Source organism: Sphingomonas faeni, assembly GCF_024273235.1.
Lineage (GTDB): Bacteria > Pseudomonadota > Alphaproteobacteria > Sphingomonadales > Sphingomonadaceae > Sphingomonas > Sphingomonas faeni_A.
The window spans coordinates 71000-90924 of the sequence record NZ_JANBVH010000020.1 but is presented as its reverse complement, the minus strand read 5'-3'; the positions used below and the strand labels follow the sequence as shown (position 1 = coordinate 90924).

The 19925-nt window shown below is 65.1% G+C and carries 16 protein-coding genes; 7 read left to right on the top strand and 9 right to left on the bottom strand.

The window, feature by feature from the left end:
* Positions 1 to 4: 4 nt before the first annotated feature.
* From NLI89_RS21900 to NLI89_RS12500, 4 genes are all read right to left on the bottom strand, one after another.
* Positions 5 to 253 (bottom strand): diguanylate cyclase, encoded by a 249-nt coding sequence (locus tag NLI89_RS21900; protein WP_368077277.1) that lies wholly within the window; start codon positions 251 to 253, stop codon positions 5 to 7.
* Between the two features lie 605 nt (positions 254 to 858).
* On the bottom strand, positions 859 to 2946 hold the full coding sequence (locus tag NLI89_RS12510) for a TonB-dependent siderophore receptor (protein WP_254687314.1): 2088 nt from the start codon (positions 2944 to 2946) through the stop codon (positions 859 to 861).
* Between the two features lie 288 nt (positions 2947 to 3234).
* Complete coding sequence (locus NLI89_RS12505) at positions 3235 to 5295, bottom strand: TonB-dependent siderophore receptor (protein ID WP_254687313.1); 2061 nt, start codon at positions 5293 to 5295, stop codon at positions 3235 to 3237.
* Positions 5295 to 7784, bottom strand: coding sequence for a PepSY domain-containing protein (locus tag NLI89_RS12500; protein WP_254687312.1), 2490 nt, complete (start codon positions 7782 to 7784; stop codon positions 5295 to 5297). The genes NLI89_RS12505 and NLI89_RS12500 overlap by 1 nt, the downstream gene beginning before the upstream one ends.
* A 366-nt stretch (positions 7785 to 8150) precedes the next feature.
* Between NLI89_RS12500 and NLI89_RS12495 the strand changes: the two genes are divergently transcribed.
* The 4 genes from NLI89_RS12495 (at position 8151) to NLI89_RS12480 (ending at position 12751) form a co-directional block, all read left to right on the top strand.
* The gene (locus NLI89_RS12495; protein ID WP_254687311.1) at positions 8151 to 8699 is read left to right on the top strand and encodes a GNAT family N-acetyltransferase; all 549 of its coding nucleotides are present in this window, start codon (positions 8151 to 8153) and stop codon (positions 8697 to 8699) included.
* A gap of 65 nt (positions 8700 to 8764) precedes the next feature.
* Positions 8765 to 9118, top strand: a complete 354-nt coding sequence (locus tag NLI89_RS12490; protein ID WP_254687310.1) for a hypothetical protein — start codon at positions 8765 to 8767, stop codon at positions 9116 to 9118.
* A gap of 205 nt (positions 9119 to 9323) precedes the next feature.
* Positions 9324 to 11294 (top strand): hypothetical protein, encoded by a 1971-nt coding sequence (locus NLI89_RS12485; protein WP_254687309.1) that lies wholly within the window; start codon positions 9324 to 9326, stop codon positions 11292 to 11294.
* Between the two features lie 521 nt (positions 11295 to 11815).
* Complete coding sequence (locus NLI89_RS12480; protein WP_254687308.1) at positions 11816 to 12751, top strand: ArdC family protein; 936 nt, start codon at positions 11816 to 11818, stop codon at positions 12749 to 12751.
* 174 nt (positions 12752 to 12925) lie between these two features.
* Here NLI89_RS12480 and NLI89_RS12475 read toward each other — a convergent pair whose 3' ends face one another.
* A complete protein-coding gene (locus tag NLI89_RS12475; protein ID WP_254687307.1) occupies positions 12926 to 13141 on the bottom strand; it encodes a helix-turn-helix transcriptional regulator in 216 nt (71 codons plus the stop codon).
* Positions 13142 to 13548: 407 nt separating this feature from the next.
* Positions 13549 to 13803, bottom strand: coding sequence for a helix-turn-helix domain-containing protein (locus NLI89_RS12470; protein WP_254687306.1), 255 nt, complete (start codon positions 13801 to 13803; stop codon positions 13549 to 13551).
* 73 nt (positions 13804 to 13876) lie between these two features.
* Between NLI89_RS12470 and NLI89_RS12465 the strand changes: the two genes are divergently transcribed.
* A complete protein-coding gene (locus NLI89_RS12465) occupies positions 13877 to 14407 on the top strand; it encodes an RNA polymerase sigma factor (protein WP_254687305.1) in 531 nt (176 codons plus the stop codon).
* Between the two features lie 16 nt (positions 14408 to 14423).
* Entirely contained in the window at positions 14424 to 15389 is a 966-nt protein-coding gene (locus NLI89_RS12460) for a FecR family protein (RefSeq protein WP_254687304.1), read from the top strand.
* A 39-nt stretch (positions 15390 to 15428) separates the two neighbouring features.
* Here NLI89_RS12460 and NLI89_RS12455 read toward each other — a convergent pair whose 3' ends face one another.
* The 3 genes from NLI89_RS12455 to NLI89_RS12445 all read right to left on the bottom strand — a co-directional run bounded on the left by NLI89_RS12455 (position 15429) and on the right by NLI89_RS12445 (position 16567).
* Complete coding sequence (locus tag NLI89_RS12455) at positions 15429 to 15941, bottom strand: MucR family transcriptional regulator (RefSeq protein ID WP_254687303.1); 513 nt, start codon at positions 15939 to 15941, stop codon at positions 15429 to 15431.
* A gap of 76 nt (positions 15942 to 16017) precedes the next feature.
* On the bottom strand, positions 16018 to 16254 hold the full coding sequence (locus NLI89_RS12450) for a conjugal transfer protein TraD (RefSeq protein ID WP_254687302.1): 237 nt from the start codon (positions 16252 to 16254) through the stop codon (positions 16018 to 16020).
* A 16-nt stretch (positions 16255 to 16270) separates the two neighbouring features.
* Entirely contained in the window at positions 16271 to 16567 is a 297-nt protein-coding gene (locus NLI89_RS12445) for a conjugal transfer protein TraD (protein WP_254687301.1), read from the bottom strand.
* Between the two features lie 201 nt (positions 16568 to 16768).
* Here NLI89_RS12445 and traA point away from each other — a divergent pair, with 201 nt between their 5' ends.
* Complete coding sequence (gene traA, locus NLI89_RS12440) at positions 16769 to 19648, top strand: Ti-type conjugative transfer relaxase TraA (RefSeq protein ID WP_254687300.1); 2880 nt, start codon at positions 16769 to 16771, stop codon at positions 19646 to 19648.
* The last annotated feature ends 277 nt before the right edge of the window (positions 19649 to 19925 follow it).

Here is a 19925-nt window from a genome sequence, read left to right as displayed (position 1 = left end):
GCACCTAATCGCCAGCGGCATGGCCGTGTCGATCATTCACTTCTTTGAAGTCGTCGAGATCGATGATTCCACACAGCAAAAGGCGATTATCCCGCAGGGCTGACAGTTCGAGACGTTTGCACTCGCGCTGAAACGACCTGCGGTTTCCCAGCCCTGTAAGAGGGTCGATCTGTGCGTTCGCACGCTCTCGGTCAAATGCGCGACGGAATGCGCCGACAAGCAAAATGATGAATATGACGCTGAACGTCTTCATTCCAGCGTTCCAAACGGCAGTCGTCGTTGGGATGGACGAAGCTTGCGCGGAAAGGCCGTCACCAAAGCCATTTAGGTGTAGCGTAAGGACAACGGTGATCACGCCCCCGGTCAGGCCCGCCAACCTTCCGAAGCACCAAGTCGCTAGGCATAACGGCAAGAGATAGAGCGAGTTGAGGGAGAAATGCGGTCCCGTCATACCGTCCAAAATCATCAGCCCAGCCCACACGGCGATGATCCAGGCGGCCGCTGTCGACGCATCTAAATCGGCAGATCTTCGCAACACGGATTCAAGAGGCGTCGATTGTTGAGGCCTGTGTCGTTGTACCGGATGATAGGGCGGGGGCATTGAACATCTCGTCTACACGGCGGAGATGACACCGACCAGCGGGCTTACCCTGTCTGCGAACACCATCGAGAACGGCAAGGCGAGATCTGCAAGGCTTGGGCTTGACCGGCCGGACAATTGCGATGAGCGGTTCGAGGCCCGGTCGCGCGGGCGACCGGTCAACGCGTTTTGCCCCCGTGGTTCGCAACTACCGATAGTCCATGGCCCGATAATCTGCCCCGGTCGGTGCCTTGGGGCCGCTCTAGGACTTGGCTGTTCTAGAGATCGAATGCCGCCGACACCCTGATCGTGCGAGCCGCGCCGACATAGAGGGTCGTGCCACCTGTCGCCCAATATCGTTTGTCGGTCAGATTATCCCCGTTCACGCGCAGCGTCAGTGTCTTGCCGTCCTCGAGTGGGACACGGTAACTGGCGCCTGCACTGTAGGTCACGAAACCGGGCAGGCGCGCCAGGTTGACTGCATCTGCGAAGCGCGTGCCGATGTAATAGGCTCCGGCATTGATCGCGAAGCGATCCCATGCGGGAGGGCGGTATTGGACGAACGCCGAACCTGACCAGCGCGGCGCGTTGAGCACGCGTTTGCCGTCGAGCGAGGCCGATCCGGTCCGCTTTTGGACGGCGTCGAGATACTGACCAGTAAGCGACACATCGAATCCATGGCCGATCGCGCCGAGAATCGAGCCTTCGATACCCCGATGACTGGCGCGCCCATTGGCGACATAGACGTTGGTCGCATCGGTATAGGCGAGCGCACGATCGATATCGAACCACGACAGCGAGACAGTGGCGCCGAGGATCGCGGCGCGCGCACCGATTTCCCATTGGCGACTGCGTGCCGGTCCCAGTGTCTCCCCGACATTGGCTGTCCCGTCCGGTGCGACGCCGGCGCTTTCGAGGCCCTGAATGTACGAGGCGTACAGGCTGGTCGCTGCGGTCGGATGCAGAATCAGCGCGGCGGTGGGCGTGACGGCGTGAGTCGTGTAGTCGGCGTCGCTGGTCCGCGTCCGGTAGCTGACGCCGCGGACGCCGCCGACGATGTCGATGCTCTGGCCGAGCGACATGACGTCCATGACATAGACGCCGGTGTCGTTCACCGTGTTGCCGCGGTTCACGGCGCGCGAGGCGACCACCAGGCTCGACAGATCGACCGTCACCGGGTCGTAGAGGTTCTGAGCAACGGCTGCATATCTCACCTGCTGCTGATCGGCCCGGTATTGCCGTGTCGTTGCCACGCCGACCAGGAGGTCGTGATCGACCGGCCCGGTCGTGAACGTCCCCGCCAGTTCGCCCCGGACGTAGCGGTTCTGCCAGAACTGGCCAGGCGTTCCGGTCAGCGTGAGGCGCCCAGCACCGGTCGCGAGATTGATCGTGCCGAGCGTCGCGATCATGCGATCCCGGTACGCGTTGGCGATGCCGCCTTCGACACGCGCGGACCAGCCGGGCGAGATTTGGTAGTCGGCACGGGCAACCATGTTCAGGCCCTGCGTCGTGAAAGGCGCGCCATCGGGTGCATAGCGTTGCCGCGGCGAGGAGACCGCCGGCAAGGTTATGAAGCCGCCCACCGCACCCGGGAGCGTGATGCCGCCCGGCTCCTCGCCTTTGCGACGGTAATATTCGGCGTCGGCATGCAGCGTGAGGCGATCACTTGCGGTCCAGTCGAGCGCGCCGCTCAACACCTGCCGGTCGCCGCCGACGCCATCGGTGGTCGACCGCGTGCGTGCCGAGAAGGCGTTGACCCGCAGACCGAGCTGGCGTGTGCTGCCGAAGCGCCGGCCGATGTCCACGCCGCCGCCAAAGCCGCCCTCGCTGTCGCCGATCCCGTAGGCGACGGTCACATCGCGTGCGCCGGCGCGCTTGGTCACGAGATTGACGACGCCCGACGGCGTCGCGATGCCATAGTACAGCGCAGACGCCCCTTTGAGCAGTTCAACCCGCTCCTTGTCTTCCAATGGCATCGGCGCAAAGTTGACGATCGGCAGGCCGCCGTTCAGCCGGTAATTGGTTTGGGCATCGATCGCGATGCCCCGCGCCAGGAAGGTGTTGCTGTTGAACGGGCTGGTTGTCTGCTGCGTCACGCCGGGTGTGTTGCGCAGCGCATCGTCCAGACCCAGCGCGCCCTGATCGTTCAAAAGCGTGCGGTCCACGACGTTGACCGTCGCGGGCGTGTCGAGCACGCTGCGATTGCGGAACGCGCCGACCTGAACGGTGTCGACGCCATAGCTGGGCACCGCCCCCGTGACCACGATCTCCTCGTCGAGCGCGCGTTCTCTTTGGGGCGCCTGTCGTTCCGAAGGGACAGGCGCAGCGCTGCTGGCCGCTGCGGCAGCGAGCATGATGGAGAGCATCGGAACCCTTTTTAATTGGACTGCCCCGCGGCTAGCGTCTTTGCGACTGCCTATCAATAGCAAGCCGCGGGAAAGGGTGATGTGAAGCGTGGCAGTTGCCATCCGGTCTGGTGAACTGCTCGGTCGCCAGCCGACCTCGGTGCGCGCCGTCAGGGGCATGCATCTTCTCATCGGCGTGCCCCTCAACGAAGGTGTGCCCACCGAGCACGAGCGTCTCACGCAAGGTGAGCCGCGGTGTTTCCTGGGTCAGCCGTCACACCGCGTGAGAAGCCCGAAGATCTCTCCGACCTAGATCTCGACTCCCAGGCGGATCGATACGGTGCGAGGCGCGCCGGGATAGTTGGTCGTGCGCGCGACCGGCTGCTCGATATAGAATGTGTCCGCGACGTTCCGGACGATCAGGCCGAGGCGATAGCGATCGGCGATCCGGTAGTCGGCGGTCAGGTCGACGCGTGTATAGCCGGGGATGCTGTAAGTGTTGGCAAGGTCGCCCTCCCGCTTCCCGACCCGTGTCGCGCCCGCGCCCAGCATCACGCCTGACAGCGGACCATGCGCGATCCGATAGGTGGTCCACAGGCTTGCGCTGAACTCGGGTACGCCGCGCAAGCGGTTGCCGACCGCGATCACGCTGTCGCGCGTTACCTTCGCATCGAGATACCCGGCGCTGGCGATCATTCGCCAGCCCGGCAGGATCTCGCCGCTGAGGTCGATCTCAGCGCCGCGCACGCGCTGCTGCCCGGTCACCACGACGAAGCCGCTATTGTCCGGGTCGGCGCTCGACACGTTATTCTTGGTGATGTCGAACACCGCGGCGGTGGCGATCAGGCGGCCGTCCGCCGGGGTCAGCTTGACGCCAGCCTCGTACTGGCGACCGGTTTCGGGCGGGGCCGAGCTGCCACCGAAGAGGCTGGCGCTCCGTGGCCGGAACGAGGTCGACCAGTTGCCGTAGATCGCAAGCACCGGGTGCGGATGCCAAACGAGCCCTAGCCGCGGTGACGCGCGCCGGCCGTTCTCGACGGTGCGGACGCTGTTGTCGATGGTCGTCTGGTCGACATCGTCCCAGCGAACGCCCGCGAGGATGTCGATCGTATCGCCGATGCCGATCTGGTCCTGGACATAGCCCGCGCGGTAGCGCGCATCGACCGCGATCGTCCGTGCCGGTACGAATGCGCCGGGTTGCGCGCCCTGGACCGGGTCGGCGATGCTGATCCGGGCCAGCGTCGCGCGCGCTTCGCTGGTGTCGCGGTGGGCGTCGACATATTCGAAACCGGCGAGCATCAGATGATTCAGCGGACCGGTGCGGAAGCGGACCAGCGCCTCGGTCTGGCTGGTGGTTGCGGAGACCTGCTGGACCTGCTTGACGCCGCGGCGCAGGACGAACAGTCCGTCGGTGCTGAGACCGGTAAAGTCGGCGACGGTCCGGCCGCTGTCGCCCGACTGGTGCGACACGATCTGGCGCAGCGTCAGCCAGTCGGTCACGTCGTGCTCGATGCGTCCCCGGATGGTGTGCGAGCGCCCGTAATTTTTCGACCATTGCTCGCCAAAGCTTCGCCCCACCGGCCCCGCCACGGTGTTGCCGACGACCACCAGCCCGCGGTCGCCGGGGCTGGTCTGGTAGGTATAGTCATAGTCGATATCGGCGCGTGTCTTCGTACCGGGTCGCCATGCGAGCGTCGGCGCGAAGAAGATGCGGGCACCGTCCGCCTGGAAATCGCGAAAGCTGCCGGTCTCCTGACCCGCCATGCTGACGCGCGCGGCGAGCGTGTCGGTGAGCGCCCCGGTTACCGACAGCTGCCCCCGCCGCAACCTGAAATCGTTGGCCTGCACCGCTGCCTCGAGCCCGAAGCTTTGCGAGGGGCGGCGGGTGACGATGTTGATCGTGCCACCCGGCTCGCCGCGCCCGTAAAGTACCGATGCGGGGCCCTTCAACACCTCGACCTGTGCGACGTTGGCGAGATCGCGGACCGTCTCGGTGAAATTCTGCGCCGGGCTGAGCAGGATGCCGTCGATCGCGTAGGAATTCACCTCGAACCCACGCACCATGAACAGCTCGGAACGGTTGCCCTGCGTGCCGCCCTGCTGGACGTTCGACACATTGGCGACCGCATCGCCGAGCCGCGTGATCTGCTGTTCGTCGATCACTTCGCGCGGGATCACCTGGATCGCCTGCGGGATATCCTCGATCCGTGTCTGCGTGCGGGTGGCCCCGGCCGCCTGCTCGGGACGGAGGCTGTGGCGGCGCCCGGTGACGAGGATCTCGTCGAGCAGCGAGCCGTCCTGCGCCACGGCTGGAAGCGGTGCGAGCGCGGCAAGGAAACTGGAGGCGAGCAGCGCATGACGGACGTGCATCAATAGATATCCCGACGGTACGAGGAGGTGGCGATCATCGTCTCGACACGGTCGTCGCCGAGGATCGCCCGGAGTGCGGCATCGACTGCGCTCGCCATCCCGGCGAGACTGCCGCAAACGTAAAAGGCGGCGCCGCGGTCCGCCCACTCGACGATTCCCGACGCGTTCTCGAAGAGCAGGTGCTGGACGTACCGACCGCACCCTGCGTCGCGCGAGAACGCGCGATCGATCCGGGCGAGCGTCCCACGGCCGAGCAGCACACCCAGTTCGTCCGCGAACGGCCGGTCATGGCCTGCGCTGCGTTCGCCGTAGAGCAGCCAGGCGGGGCCGCCACCGGTCTGCGCACGGTCTCGCAGATGCGCCATCAGTCCGGCGAGGCCGGTGCCGTTGCCGATCAGCACGAGTGGCGTGGCCGGGTCCTCCGGCGCGGCGAAGCCGGGGTTCGCGCGGATGCGAACCGGGATCGGATCGCCGATCGCCGCGATCTTCGTGAGCCAGCCCGAGCCGATGCCCAGCCCGCCATCCGCCGCAGGGCATTGCCGCACGAGCAGCTCGACCACCCCGGACGCGGCGATCGATGCCACCGAATAATCGCGGTGCGGCAGCGGTTTCAGTGCGGTGGGATCGACGGTCCCATCCTCAGGCAGGATCGCGGTGGCCAGCGCGTCGCGCAACGCGGCATCGTCGGTCGCATCGCAGGCGGCGAGCGCGCGGTCGATCCGCGCGGGATCGTGGCGCGGCTGGATTTCGGCGATCGCGCCCGGTGCCCAATCGGTATCGGCTGGTGCGGCCAGCACGACGCGGTAGACCGGCGCACCCGGACTGCCCGGATTGACCAGCGTGCGCTCGACCAGCGGCCCCGGCGCATAGGCCGCCGGCTGCCAATCGGGCTGTTCGGTATCGGCGCCGATCGCGTGCAGCTGTTGCTGCCAGTGCCGTTCGCCATCGGTATCGTCGCCGTCCAGTTCGATCAGGTCGAACAGCCGCCGCGCGCCGCCGGCATGCAGCCACGCATCGACGCGGTGGCCGAAGGAACAGAAATCGGCATATTCGCGGTCGCCGAGCGCGAGTACCGCATAATCGACATCGGAGAGGTCGGCCGGGGTCGCCATGACCGAACGCTCGAACGCGCGGGCCGGATCGGGCGGATCGCCCTCGCCGTACGTCGCGACGACGAACAGCACGGTGCCGGCGGCGCGCATATCCGCAGGCGACACCGCCGCCATCGCGCGAACCGTCGCCTGCGGGAACGCAGCGGCGCTCAACCGGGCGAGCCGCTCCGCGGTCCCGGTCTGCGAGGCGTGGACGACGAGGACGCCGGTCCCGTCCTCCGTCTGCCCGGACGGCGTGACCGCGGCCAGCGCCCGCTTGTTGCGTCGGCGCGCGAGATACAGCAGCAGCCCGGTCACCGTGAACAACGGCATCGTCAGGCTGGTGAGGAACAATGCGATCCGCCCCGGTAGCCCGAAAAAGGCGCCGGTGTGGATCGGATAGACGTTCGTCGCGATCGTCTCGCCGGTGCTGCGATCGGCATAGCGATCCGTCTTGACCAGTGCGCCGGTGACGGCATCGAAGCGCAGTTCGTCCGTCATCCGGTCGAACCGCGCCCCTTGCGGCAGGACGCGCATCGTCACCGGCTTGTCTCCGGTCGACAGCGTGACGACGACCCGCTCGTACCGCGCACCCTCGCTGCGCAGGAAACTCGCCCAGGCCGGCGCGATGGGCAGCGATGGACCGGTCGGCGTATCCGCCTTGCTGCGTTCAGCGGGCGCGCTCTGGCCGGTCAGCGCGTAGCGTACGCCCTCGCGGTACCAGCCGTAGGACCACCAGAGCCCGGTCAGCGCGCTCAGGAGGTAGAAGGCGAGCATCCACCCGCCGATGACTGCGTGCAGCGCACGGTACAGATTGCGCCCGGTCTTGCGCAGGTCGAGCACGAGCCACGCGCGCCAGTCGAGCGGATGACGGGGCCATCGCAGGTACAGTCCGGACAGCGCGAAGAAGATCAGCGCGATCGCCGAGAAGCCGGTGATCTGTCGGCCGATGCCGTTTCCTGCGCCCGGCAGCGCCAGCCAGCGGTGCAGATCCTGGATCGTGCGGAAGACGCCCGCCCCGGTCGCCTTGCCCAGCAACACGCCGGTGCGCGGATCGATATAGCTGCGATCACCCCGCCGCTGGCCCTTCTCGGGCATGAAATGCACGGCGGCGGCACGCGCGGGATCGCGCTCGATCGTCACATCCTGCACGCGGGCGCCGTCGCGCTGGTACGATGCCGCCGCCACGAGCGCGTCGGGCGAAAGACGGCGGTCGGAAGCCTCTCCGGCAGCTGCTCCGACAGGCAAAGCGAGCGTGACGACGCCCGGACTGAGCGCCGCCATGATCTCGTCTTCGAACGCCATCGCGGCACCCGTCACGCCCATAAGCGCCAGAACGAAGCCGGCCGTAATGCCGAGGAACCAGTGAAGCTGGAACAACGCGCGCCGCGCTGTCATCGGTTCGACCGCTGATGGAAACGATATTGCTGCATGGGGCCCCCGGTGTGTCGAGCCCGCTACCAGTTATTGAGATTAATTCGCAAGTGCAATCTGGAGGGTGGGAGCGCCATTGGCCGGGGACCCGTCGATGGCACCGGCGTCATGCTGAATCGACACGTCACCCCACGCACTGGCCGGCAAGCCGGACGCAACGATGCGATGCGCCGGCAATCTCGTTCCCGTGATGCGGATGACATCTCTCGAGCCCGCAACCCTGGGCGTTGCAGCGATGGGGGGTGGGCGATCTGGGCGAAATGGTTTGCACAGGCCCATCCACGTCCGAGAAAGGCTTGCCGGGTGCGACGTTGTGCGCAAAATTACCGCATGATCGTATCGTCTATCGCCGCCCCGAAGATTCTTGGTCTGGCCTCGACCCGTGCCGTCGCGGTCCTCGATCTCTACCGGGCGGCAGCGTCTGTCGAAGGTGCGGGCTTGGCGCGCGCGCCAGACGAGATGACCATCGGCTATGTTGAAGCCTTTCTGGATCGTGCAGCCCATGGCGGGATATCGCTCGGAGCGTATTTTGAGGATCGGCTTGTCGGCGAAGTGCACGCCGTCCGCCTCGGGCCACGCCAATTCGATCATGTCCTCGGCGATCTGACCATTGCCGTTCATCCTGCTGCACAGGGATTGGGCGTCGGATCGGCCTTGTTCGCGGCGCTTTTCGAGCGTGCTTCGTCGCTGGTGCCAGCGGTCACGAGAATCGAATTGACTGTACGATCCGGGAATGTGGGTGCGCTTCGTCTTTACGAGCGGCTCGGCTTCGTGGCCGAAGGCCGGTTGACCGGTCGCGTCCGGCGACCCGATGGCAGCGTCGAAGACGACATACCCATGGCGCGCAATCTCTCCTACGCGGGCCGTGCGGACCCGTGATAGGTCGAAACAGGCTGTCGATTGTAGCGTGATCGAAAGCCGCATGGTGTTCAGGGAGGCTTGATGTGGTCGAAATCGTCCTACCGATCGCCGTGCTGGCCATGCTGCTCGTGTTCGTCGCGCAGATCCGGCGCCTGATTTCGCATGCGATCCTGAACCGTACCATTCGCAAGGCCCTGGAGCTCGATCCCGCGAGCGCACGGCTCCTGATCGACAAGCTGGAACCACGGGCGCGGTGGCCGGATGGCCTGGTCGGGTGGATCATCCTCGTCGCCAGCGTCGCGCTTGGCGCGGCCGGGCTGTTCGCGGCGGCGGACGAACGACATGACATGGTCCAGGTCGCGGTCATCGGCATGGCGATCGGCGCTGGCATCTTGCTGTACGCATGGTGGGTGGAGCGTTCGACGCCGTCGGTCTGACACGCTTCGCAGCCGCCGCTGTCGCGACACGCCACGGCGCTGCGAGCTGCCGGTGTCGGCGGTATCGGACTGGCGCTAGGTCTTCTTCGGGGAGGCATGACGAGCGGTGCTGCGGGTAGGGCACGGTACTCGGTGGCGAGACGTTAGAGAAACACGCCGTATCGGGCGTCTCGGCCTGAGCAGATTCCTGCTCAGGAGATTGTTCTTGCCCATTACCGTTACACGCTCTGATTTCCGTACCCTGACGCACGCTGCCGTTGCCCAGCCGGAAGCGCCGTGCAGGCCGAAGAAGCGCGGACGAAAGCCGCGCGCGATCGTCGCGTTTCCGCAGCCTCTCGCCGTCACATGGGTCGACCCACCGACATTCCCCGAGGCGTTCGCCCTCCATCTCGAACGGCATGGCGACAGCTGTCATCATCTCCACCGCGCCGTCATCGCATCGGGCGAGCCCTTCGATCGCAAGACGTTCCAGGATTGGAAATTCGGCCGCAAGCTGCCGGCAACGCTCCGTAGCTTCCAGGTCCTTGGGCGCGTCGAGCGGCGCTATCGCCTGCCAGCCGGCTATTTCCGCGAGAAACTGACCGCGGCGGCAAAGGCACCGCGGGGGCACAGGCTGGCGGACATCTCCCACTCCGAGCGGCGACGCATGGCATGGCATTTGCCCGACGATCTCGACCAGCGCCCTCCTGCCGAGCGCGCCGAGATCATCGACTGGGTCAGGACCGTCATCGTGTCCGGTGCGACCGACTATCGCCGCTATCAGTCCGAGGCCATCAAGCATCGCTATGGCCTGCGGTTCCCGCCGCTCGACAGCGTTGACCGGGGGGCTTGGAACGATGCGGCCCAGCACCACATGGTCGATGGCCTGCGTGCGCCGCCGCGGCTCATCCGCGAAGTGGCCGACCTGATCCGGTTCAAGACCGCGACCCTCACCGCGATCGGCAGCAAGCGGGCGGGCGTCTGGGGAGACGAGACGGTCGCGCAAAAGGTCGAGCATCTCGGTCTGCTCTTCGGTGCCATGGTCGCCGATCCCGCGTCACCGATCGGGGATCTGGGCGTGCCGGCCGACCGGCTCACGCTCGGATTGCTGGCCATGCCGTCGGTCTGGGACTGGTATCTGACCTGGCGCGAGGCCAAGCGCGGTTTCTACACGAACTGGGAAGCCAATATGCTGGCGCTCGGCCTGGCGCTCACCCGCCGGGAAACCGGCTGGCTGCGGCAGCGCCCAGCGATCGCGGCCGACATTGCGGTGATCGACGGCCTGGTGACCGAGGATGATGTCGCGCACGCGCGGGCCGACTGGGACGGCCTGTGTGACCGGGCCCATGATCACTGCCTGCGGCGGGCAAAGGACATCCAGCGTATGGTTCGTGTGCACCGCGATCCGTTCGAGCCGATCCTGGCCATCCTCGAGACGGACCGCCCGTTGGCGACCTACCGGCGGATCACCGCCGAGATCGCTGGTCGGATTCCGGACGCGCGCCGTTCTCCCAGGGCTGCCGCCGAGGTCGTGCGCGGCCTGCTCATGCTACGACTGGGGCTCCATCTCGGCGTCCGCCAGAAGAACCTGCGGCAACTGCTCGTCTGCCCCCGCGGCGCTACGCCGCGGTCCGATCGCCAGCTCGAGACGCTCAAGCGGGGCGAGTTGCGCTGGAACGTCCGGGAAGCGAAGTGGGAAGTCCATATCCCGTCGAACGCCTTCAAGAATGCGAATTCGTCCTTCTTCGGTGGCCAGCCGTTCCGGTTGCTGCTGCCCGATCTCGATGCCCTGTACAGCCATATTGACGCGTATATCGCGCAGCATCGACCGGTGCTGCTCGCGGCGGCGAACGATCCCGGCACCTTCTTCGTGAAGACCGTCAAGCGGACATCGCGCGAGGCCGCGTATGACTCGGCGACATTCTACGAAGCCTGGCGGCTGATCATCCAGCGATACGGCATCTACAATCCCTATACGAAGCGCGGGGCGATCGCGGGTCTGTTGCCGCATGGCCCGCACAATGTCCGTGATGTCCTGGCCACGCATGTGCTGAAGACGACCGGATCGTTCGAGCAGGCGAGCTATGCCATCCAGGATACCCCGGAGATGGTAGCGCAGCATTATGGTCGATTTCTTCCCCAGGATAAGGCCGCGCTGGCCGCACGGATCCTGAACGAGGTGTGGGCATCGGACTAACCCGTGCTGCGGTCCGGTGCGGCAGGCGCGGCTCCGCATGACGTTGCGGCCGATCGTGAACCGCACCGGACCGTGCGCAGAGGCCGGGATGAGACGTTGGACGGCGTGAAGCTGGGGCTGTCACGGTCCGTTGGACGGGCAGGTTGGCGTGGGCTTGGCCGGGGCGTCCCCGCGGCGCGAGGGGCGCGCTCTATTCCGCTGACGCTTCACCGAGCCGCCTAACGGCGTCTCGTCGGCAGGGCCGTGATGATCGCTGACGTTTGGTCGGGCTGTGCCCGACATGCGGACGACCGCGCTGCGCGCGGCCGGCGTGGCGCTACCGCGCGTCGGATAGCGGGGGTGGGCGTCGCTGCCCTCTAGTCCCGCCGCGGCGGGTCGCAACACCGGCTGCGCCGATGTCCTCCACTCCGTTTCGGCCCTGCGGGTGCAGCCCGCCGCTCCAGCGGGACTGCCGGTCCGCTCCTGCCGCCCACCCCCGCCATTCCGGCGCCGGTTGCGGTGATTTTTAAGGAGTGAGGACAATGGCAAAGGACATCCTGACCAAAACCACCGGCACGCTTTACGCCGAGGTCACCGACCGGATCATCGCGCAACTGGAGGCAGGGCGGGTGCCGTGGGTGCAACCATGGGACGGGTCGAAGCTGGAAAGCGGGCTACCGCGCAACGCCGGGACCGGGCGGCGCTATTCGGGGATCAACGTTTTGATCTTGTGGGCGACCGTGTTCGAGCGCGGATTCGGGACGCAGGGGTGGCTAACCTACAAACAGGCGCAGGCGCTGGGCGGCAATGTGCGGAAAGGCGAGACCGGCACGACCATCTGTTACGCCGACCGCTTCACACCCAAGGACGAGCGCGATAAACCCATCACCGACGCCAGCGACGAGCATCGCCGGCAGGTGGCGTTCCTCAAGCGGTTCACCGTCTTCAATGTCGACCAGTGCGAGGGGCTGCCCGACGCGCTGTCGGTCGGCGGCGGTGCGTTCCTCGGGGAGCGCGAGACCATCGAGTGCGCGGAGGCGCTGATGGCCGCGACCGGCGCGCAGATCGGCATCGGCGGCGACAAGGCCTTCTACATGCCGACCGCGGATCGCATCCAGCTGCCCCCACAGCAAACCTTCCACGATCAGGTGAATTTTTACCGGACCGCACTGCACGAGCTTGGCCACTGGACCGGACACCCGAGCCGGCTCGACCGCGACCAGAAGGGCACGCCGCGCAGCGCGTCCTATGCCCGCGAGGAACTGGTTGCCGAGATGTGCAGCGCGTTCACCTGCGCCGAACTGGGCATCGTGCCGACCGTGCGCCATGCCGACTATATCGGTGCATGGTTGGACGTGCTGCGCGAGGATTCCCGCGCGGTCTTTCGCGCCGCCAGTCAGGCCAGCAAAGCGGCCGACTATCTGCTGGCGTTCCGTGCGGATGCGATGGGCGATGACCGGCATGACATGGCCGCATGATCGACAGGCCTATTAGCTGAAGGCGCGCGTGGCGCGCCTTCTTGCGTTTGGCGTGGCAGGCAATGCCTTCGTCTGGTGCGCCTTATCGGTATCATTCTCGAAAGTCCGGCGGGCTCGCTGCGCTCGCCGCCACAGGATCGGGGTTCGGTTCGCCGCGATCCGACAGCCGCTGCCCTAATCGCCCGCGTGATCGTCGACGCTGTAGAACATCGGGTTGCGCATCCAGTCACTGACCGCGGACTCGCGCCACCCAGTGCAGCGGGTCGCGATACGCACCTGCTTGGGAAAGGTGCCGGTCTGAATTTTCCGATACAATGTCGAGCGGGTCAGGCCCGTACGGTTGAGCACGGCGCCAAGACGAAGAATGCGATCAGCTGTGTCGGTCTGCATGACAGTCTCCTGTACTCAGTGAGCCTAAACGTTCACCGCCGGCAGATCTGAAATCTAAGAACAGAAGTGTCAATGACGGCAATATAGGCACTCAGGGCTGATCCGGTGACACCAATATACCTCTTGAGGTCACAACGTTACTTTCTAGGTAATTGCGGCGGTGAATTTATTTTTTCCGGAATATTGCCGAACGTATGTTTTGGAAGGCGCGTACTTTCTCTTTGTTCGATGGTTCGGTTCCGGCGAGTTTGGTCCATGTGCGCGGGCTTGAGTCGCAAGATGGCGAGCGCCCCTCAGGCGTCGGTTGCCATACAAGCACCAAACGCCGGGAGCGCCGGCCCCGGCGTTGTAGATGTCCGTACTAGATCGTCTATTTTGGAAATCTCAATCGACAAGATTGGTCATCACTATCGCTCAGATTGGGCAATCTTCTCGACGATTTCATCGAGCATAGTTGATGGGCGAATGTCGAGGGCTTGGGCCAGTTTGATGAACTCCACCACATCGAGGCGGCGCTGCGAGCCTTCCACGAGGCTGACCCAGCTTTGATCCTTATTGATGCGCTCGGCTAAATCGGTTTGCTTTAAGCCGGCTGCAATCCGCGCAGCTTTCACGACTTCTACGACTACCATGTTCTCGTCGCTGAAGATCGTCTTTGGCATCCGGCATTGATCTAAATGCCATTATGTCATATGCCGTTTTTCCATATCCTTTCCTGGTGGATGGGGATCAATCGTGTCTGGATCGAACAGCGACATCCCGCTGACTGTAGGCGATGCGGCGCCGGGCTGGCGCGCGATCGAATTGCTCTACCAGGACCATGCGGAGTGGCTCCGCGCCTTGGTCACGCGCCGAATGCGCGGCCAGCCAACCGATGTCGACGACGTCGTCCAGGACACTTGGATCCGCGCCGCTGGACATAAGGCCGACGACATCCAGCATCCCAAAGCCTTCCTATCACAGACTGCCCTCAACCTGTTTCGGGATCGTAAGCGGCGCGAGGCGGTCCGCCAGCAGCATTCCCGGAGCGTCAGCACCGATCACGGCGGCGGCATCGGTCATGGAATGTCGGAGCAGGAAGCCAAGGTCGAACTGGAGCGTCTCGTGCTCGATCTTCCCGAAAAGCTGCGCGACGTCTTCGTCCTGAGCCGTTTCCGACATATGACGAATGCCGAGATTGCGGCGAACCTCGACATCTCGATCAAGACCGTCGAATGGCGGATGGGCAAGGCTTTGGCATACTGCATGAGCAGACTGCGCGACTAGGCGGCGGCACAGATCCATGAATGACAATGGCGTAAGCGGCGACGACGCGCGGGCGCAGGCGGCGCACTGGTATGCGCGTCTCCAGACGTTGCCGGTATCAGCGCGGACGCTCGAGGAGTTCTTCGCGTGGCGGCGGATCGAGGGAAACCGCGACGCTTACATCGCCGTCGATCGGTTCTACAATCAGGCCGGCAGCCTCGCCGATCGCCCCGCCATCTTGGCTGCGACCGAGCAGGCAATGAACCGCCCCGCGCATCGTTCCAGCAGTCGCGGCTTTTCGATTGGCACCTTGGCCGCAGCCGCGGTTGCGCTTCTCGTCGTGGGCGTCACCCTGATCGCCGAGTGGCCGGCGGGTGGCGATCGATACGCGACAAGGATCGGCGAACAGCGCAAACTGATGCTGGCCGATGGATCACGCGTTATGCTCGATACCGATACCGCCATGATGGTAAAATTCGTCGACGGCGCGCGCCGCGTTTCGCTCGATCACGGGCAAGCCTTCTTCACCGTCGCCCATGATGCCGCGCGGCCCTTTACCGTCGATGCCGGCGGCGCTCGGGTATTGGCGACGGGCACGCAGTTCGATGTGCATCGCAACGGTGACACGATCGACGTCACGCTGGTCGAGGGCAGCGTACGCGTCAGTGCGGATGACCGCCCGGTTGCGCGCTTGCGCGCCGGGCAGGCGCTGACGCTGAACGGCGGACGCGTCAGCCCCATCAAGGCGGTCGATACGGCGCCCGCGACGGCATGGACGCGCGGCCGGATCGTGCTCGACGGGATGACGCTTCAAGACGCCATCACTGCCGTCAATCGCTACGTCGATACGCCCGTCCGGCTCGATGCAGCGGGCTTTGCCGAAGCGCGCATCAGCGGCGCCGTGGATACGGGCGATGCCCGCAGCTTTGCCGCCGCAGTTACCGCCGTGCTGCCGCTGAAGGCGCAAACCGACGCCGACGGGTCGATCAGCTTGCGGCAGTGAAACGGATGACGCGGCTGCGCTCCAGCCACGGCATCCAGATCAGGCGAGCTTCAGCCGCTTGCGCGGTGCCGGCTTTGCCTCGGTCGTCGTTTCTGCGGGTGTCGTCTCGAGCGCCGGCTTGCGGCCCAGCCCGATCTTCATCGCCGTGGCGCGACGGCTTTCCGAATAGCTTTCTGCGACCATCGGATAGTCGGACTTCAAATTGTAGCGCGCGCGATATTCCTCGGGCGTCAGGCCGTTGCTCGACAGGTGGCGGCGCAGTGCCTTGTACGGCTTGCCGTCGATCATCGAGATGATGTGGTCCTTCGACGCCAGCGACTTGCGCACCGATACCGCGGGCTCGAATGCCGGTGTCGTTGCGTCGGCTGGGATCTCGGCAGCCGTATCGCCAGCGAGCCCAGTGACCGTGGCATGCATCGCCTGGAGAAACGCCGGCACATCGTCCGCCGAGATCCGCGTGTTCGGATTGCCGAGCCACGCGATCGTCAGCTCGGTGGCCAGTTCGACCGCACTCAGCGTCGATGTGGTTGTGGGTAGAGCGTCGTCAGACATGATATTTCCTGGATTCGGCGCGTACTGGCGCTGCATTGGTCTAGAACATCCATAATCGATCTATCCGTGCTGTCGATCAGGAGCGTGCGCCAGTCTCGCGTTTTGCTTGCGCCATATCGGTAAAGGCACGCTGTCCCCGTCGCCGCCATAGCAGGATCAGCTGAGCAGCATCGTCAGACCTCAGGCGTGCGGCGATGTCGACAAGCGCGCCGAAGATGACGGCACGATCATCCTCGGTAGCCTCGATCAGTCCGGCCTTTGCAACAAGACCGCCCAGCTCGATCAGCTGGCGCGTACGTTCGCGGCGCTTCATCTGCCAGTCGCGCAGATCACGGCGTGCCCGCGTCCCCTCCAGTCGGTTTCGCGCTGCCGTCGTCCGGCGAAGCGCCGCGCGCGTTGTCGCGATTGCCGCGCGCAGTGCGCCGCGTCCTCGACTGAAAGAACGCATCGCCGCGCTCATTCCATCCCTTCAGGACAACCGCGTCCTTCGTCTCGAGTGCGACAAGCAGGGCGCCGGCGAGCTGTTCGACCGGCAGGGTATCGGCGCCGGTCGCGATCACCAGGTCGCCGAGCTGCTGCACCTTGCGGGTTTTTAGCAAATGGGCGCGTTCTCGCAGCGCCTTCATGTCCGAATCATAGTCACGGGGTTTACGCATTGAACCGTCCTCAATGGTATATCGAGGATGGTTCAGTTAGAGAGGCAGTCGATCATCGTAAATAGCCTGAAATGCAGTGGGACGAAGTCGTCCCGAGATAGATGAAATCTTCGAAGGGCGCGCTTATACGTCGTGCCGACGTCGCTTGTGTAGTGTAGATGGATTGCTGTCATGGCGATCTACCATTTTTCGGCGAAGATGATCTCGCGCGCAAACGGATCGAGCGCGCTGGCTGCTGCGGCCTATCGCTCGGCCTCCCGGCTGCGCGACGAGCGCCTCGACCGCGCCCACGACTTTTCAAACAAGGCCGGCGTCGTCCATTCCGAAGTCATGCTGCCGGACGGCACGCCGGAGCATCTGCGTGACCGGGAGCGGCTGTGGAACGAGGTCGAGGCGGTGGAGATCCGCAAGGACGCGCAGCTCGCCCGCGAAGTCGAGTTCGCGCTGCCCCGCGAGCTGGACCAGGCGGAAGGCATCCAGCTCGCGCGCGAGTTCGTGAAAGCCGAGTTCGTCGACCGCGGCATGATCGCCGATCTCAACGTGCATTGGGATATCGGTGCGGACGGACTTCCTAAGCCACACACCCATGTGATGCTGACCACGCGCAGCGTCGGCGAGGAGGGGTTTGGACCGAAGGTGCGCGACTGGAATCGCACTGATCTGCTCGAGCGGTGGCGGGAATCCTTGAGCGAACACGTCAATCGTCGGCTGGCCGAGCTCGATATCGATGCGCGCGTCGATCATCGCTCGTTCGAGCGACAGGGCATCGATCTCGAGCCCCAGCACAAGATCGGTCCCGCGGCATCGCGCCGACCGGGGCAGGGGCTGGAGAGCGAACGGCTCGACGAGCATGTCGAGATTGCCCGTTCGAACGGCAACCGGATCATCGCGCAGCCGGGGATCGCGCTCGACGCGATAACGCGAACGCAAGCGACCTTCACGCGCCGCGACCTGGCGATGTTCATCCACCGCCATAGCGACGGCAAGGAGCAGTTCGACGCCGCGCTAGCCGCGGTTCACGCCAGTCCGGATATCGTCGCGCTTGGCAAGGACGGCCGGGGTGACGAGCGCTTCACCAGCCGCGATATGATCGAGACCGAACAGCGGCTCGAGACCGCGACCGTCCGGCTCGACGCGAGCCGGCGGCACGGCGTCGACGAGCAGCATCGCAAACTTGCGCTGGTCCGTGCCGAGATGCGCGGGATGGTCCTGTCGAGCGAACAGCGCAGCGCGTTCGATCATGTGACGAAAGGGCAGGGGATCAGTGTCGTGGTCGGCTATGCCGGGACCGGCAAGTCGGCGATGCTCGGCGTTGCGCGCGAGGCCTGGGAGAGTGCCGGCTATACCGTTCGCGGCGCAGCGCTGTCCGGCATTGCCGCCGAGAACCTCGAAGGCGGATCGGGCATTGCGTCGCGCACGATCGCCGGCCTCGAACATCAGTGGAAGCAGGACCGCGAGATGCTCACATCGCGCGATGTGCTCGTCATCGACGAGGCCGGGATGGTCGGTACGCGGCAGATGGAGCGCGTCATTGCCGAAGCCGAGAAGCGCGGCGCCAAGGTCGTGCTGGTTGGCGATCCCGAACAGCTTCAGGCGATCGAAGCGGGGGCGGCATTCCGGTCGGTTGCCGAGCGTCATGGCTCCGTTGAGATCACCGACATTCGTCGCCAGCGTGAGGACTGGCAGCGCACGGCGACACGCCAGCTGGCAACCGACCGGACGGGCGAAGCAGTGCGCGCTTATGAGGAGCACGGCCATGTCCATGTCGCCGAGACACGCGATCAGGCGCGCGCCGATCTGATCGAGCGCTGGGACCGCGACCGCACCGCCGCGCCGAGCGCATCCCGCATGATCCTTACCCACACCAATGACGAGGTGCAGGCGCTGAACGGGGCCGCGCGGCAGCGGCTTCGGCTTGCCGACCATTTGGGCGAGGACGTTACGATTCAGACCGAGCGTGGTGCCCGGGCATTTGCCGCGGGCGACCGCGTCATGTTCCTGCAGAACGAACGCGGTCTCGGCGTGAAGAACGGATCGCTGGGCACCGTGCAGAGCGTCACGACCGCCCGCATGGCAGTGATGCTTGATGATGGTCGCCATGTCGCGTTCGACATCAAGGAGTATGCCCAGCTCGATCACGGCTACGCCGCCACCGTGCACAAGTCGCAGGGCGTGACGGTGGACCGCGTGCATATGCTGGCAACGCCGGGTCTCGACCGACACGCCGCCTATGTTGCGCTGTCCCGGCATCGCGACAGCGTCGACCTCCATTATGGCCGCGACGACTTTGCCGATCAGGGCAAACTCGTGCGCACGCTGTCGCGCGAGCGGACGAAGGATATGGCTTCGGATTACAAGCGCGACTTTGGCGAACGACGCCAGATCCGATGGGTGGATCGGAGGATCGAACAAACGCGCTCGGCGCCAACCCGCGATCCGTTTGCCGGTCTTGATCTGCGTCCGGTATCGCCAAAGCCGGTTCCGCTTGAGCCAGCGCCGGACCGGGCTGCAAACCTTCCTGATGCCATCATGCGACATGGTCGTATCGTCAGGACGATGCGCTTTGCTCAATCTGTAGGGGACGCGTTCACCACCGATCAAAGGGCCGAGCTCGCTGCGAGCCGCGCGTTGCTGAACGCCATTACGCCCCATGCTGCCCGCGATCTGGAAACGGCGATGGCTGTCGACACGCGGCTTATTCGCGAAGCGGCCGAAGGCAGGACAGGCGCGGTGATCCGCGCCATGCAGCTGGAAACCGAAATACGACAAGATCCGACGTGCCGCGCCGACGTTTTCGTGCAGCGCTGGCAGGGGCTTGAGCGGCAGCGCCGTGCGTTGAAAATCTACCACGAAGACACCAAGATTCGGGCCGTTGAGAACACGATGCTCGGCATGGCGAAGAGCCTGGAGCGCGACCCACAGGTGGAGTCGATCCTGCGCAATCGGAAGGTCCAGCTGGGTTTGGAAGCGACCAGTGGCGCAAGTGTCGGCCGGGAACTAACAGATATGATTGGGCGCGGACGCAGGCGTGGGTTGGATATTGGGATGTGAGTTCTGTCCGCCGGAGTCTCCCGCGGGGCGCTGCGCGACCTCCTCGCCCTTCGCAAGCGGGTGGGCAATCCGTCTCAGAATCAGGTAAATGCCGTTACCAGACCGGCCGCTATTGAGCTAATCCTGGTGGAAAGCGGCCTGTCCGCTATCGCGAAGCGATCCTCGTAAACGGACGTTCGTTCAGAAGATGGGGCAGGGTGCCGAAGGGCCCGTTTCCTTGTGCAAACCGGAATGGCCGTTTCGGGCAGGTTGGGGCAAGCCGCCTCTCGTTCAGCTT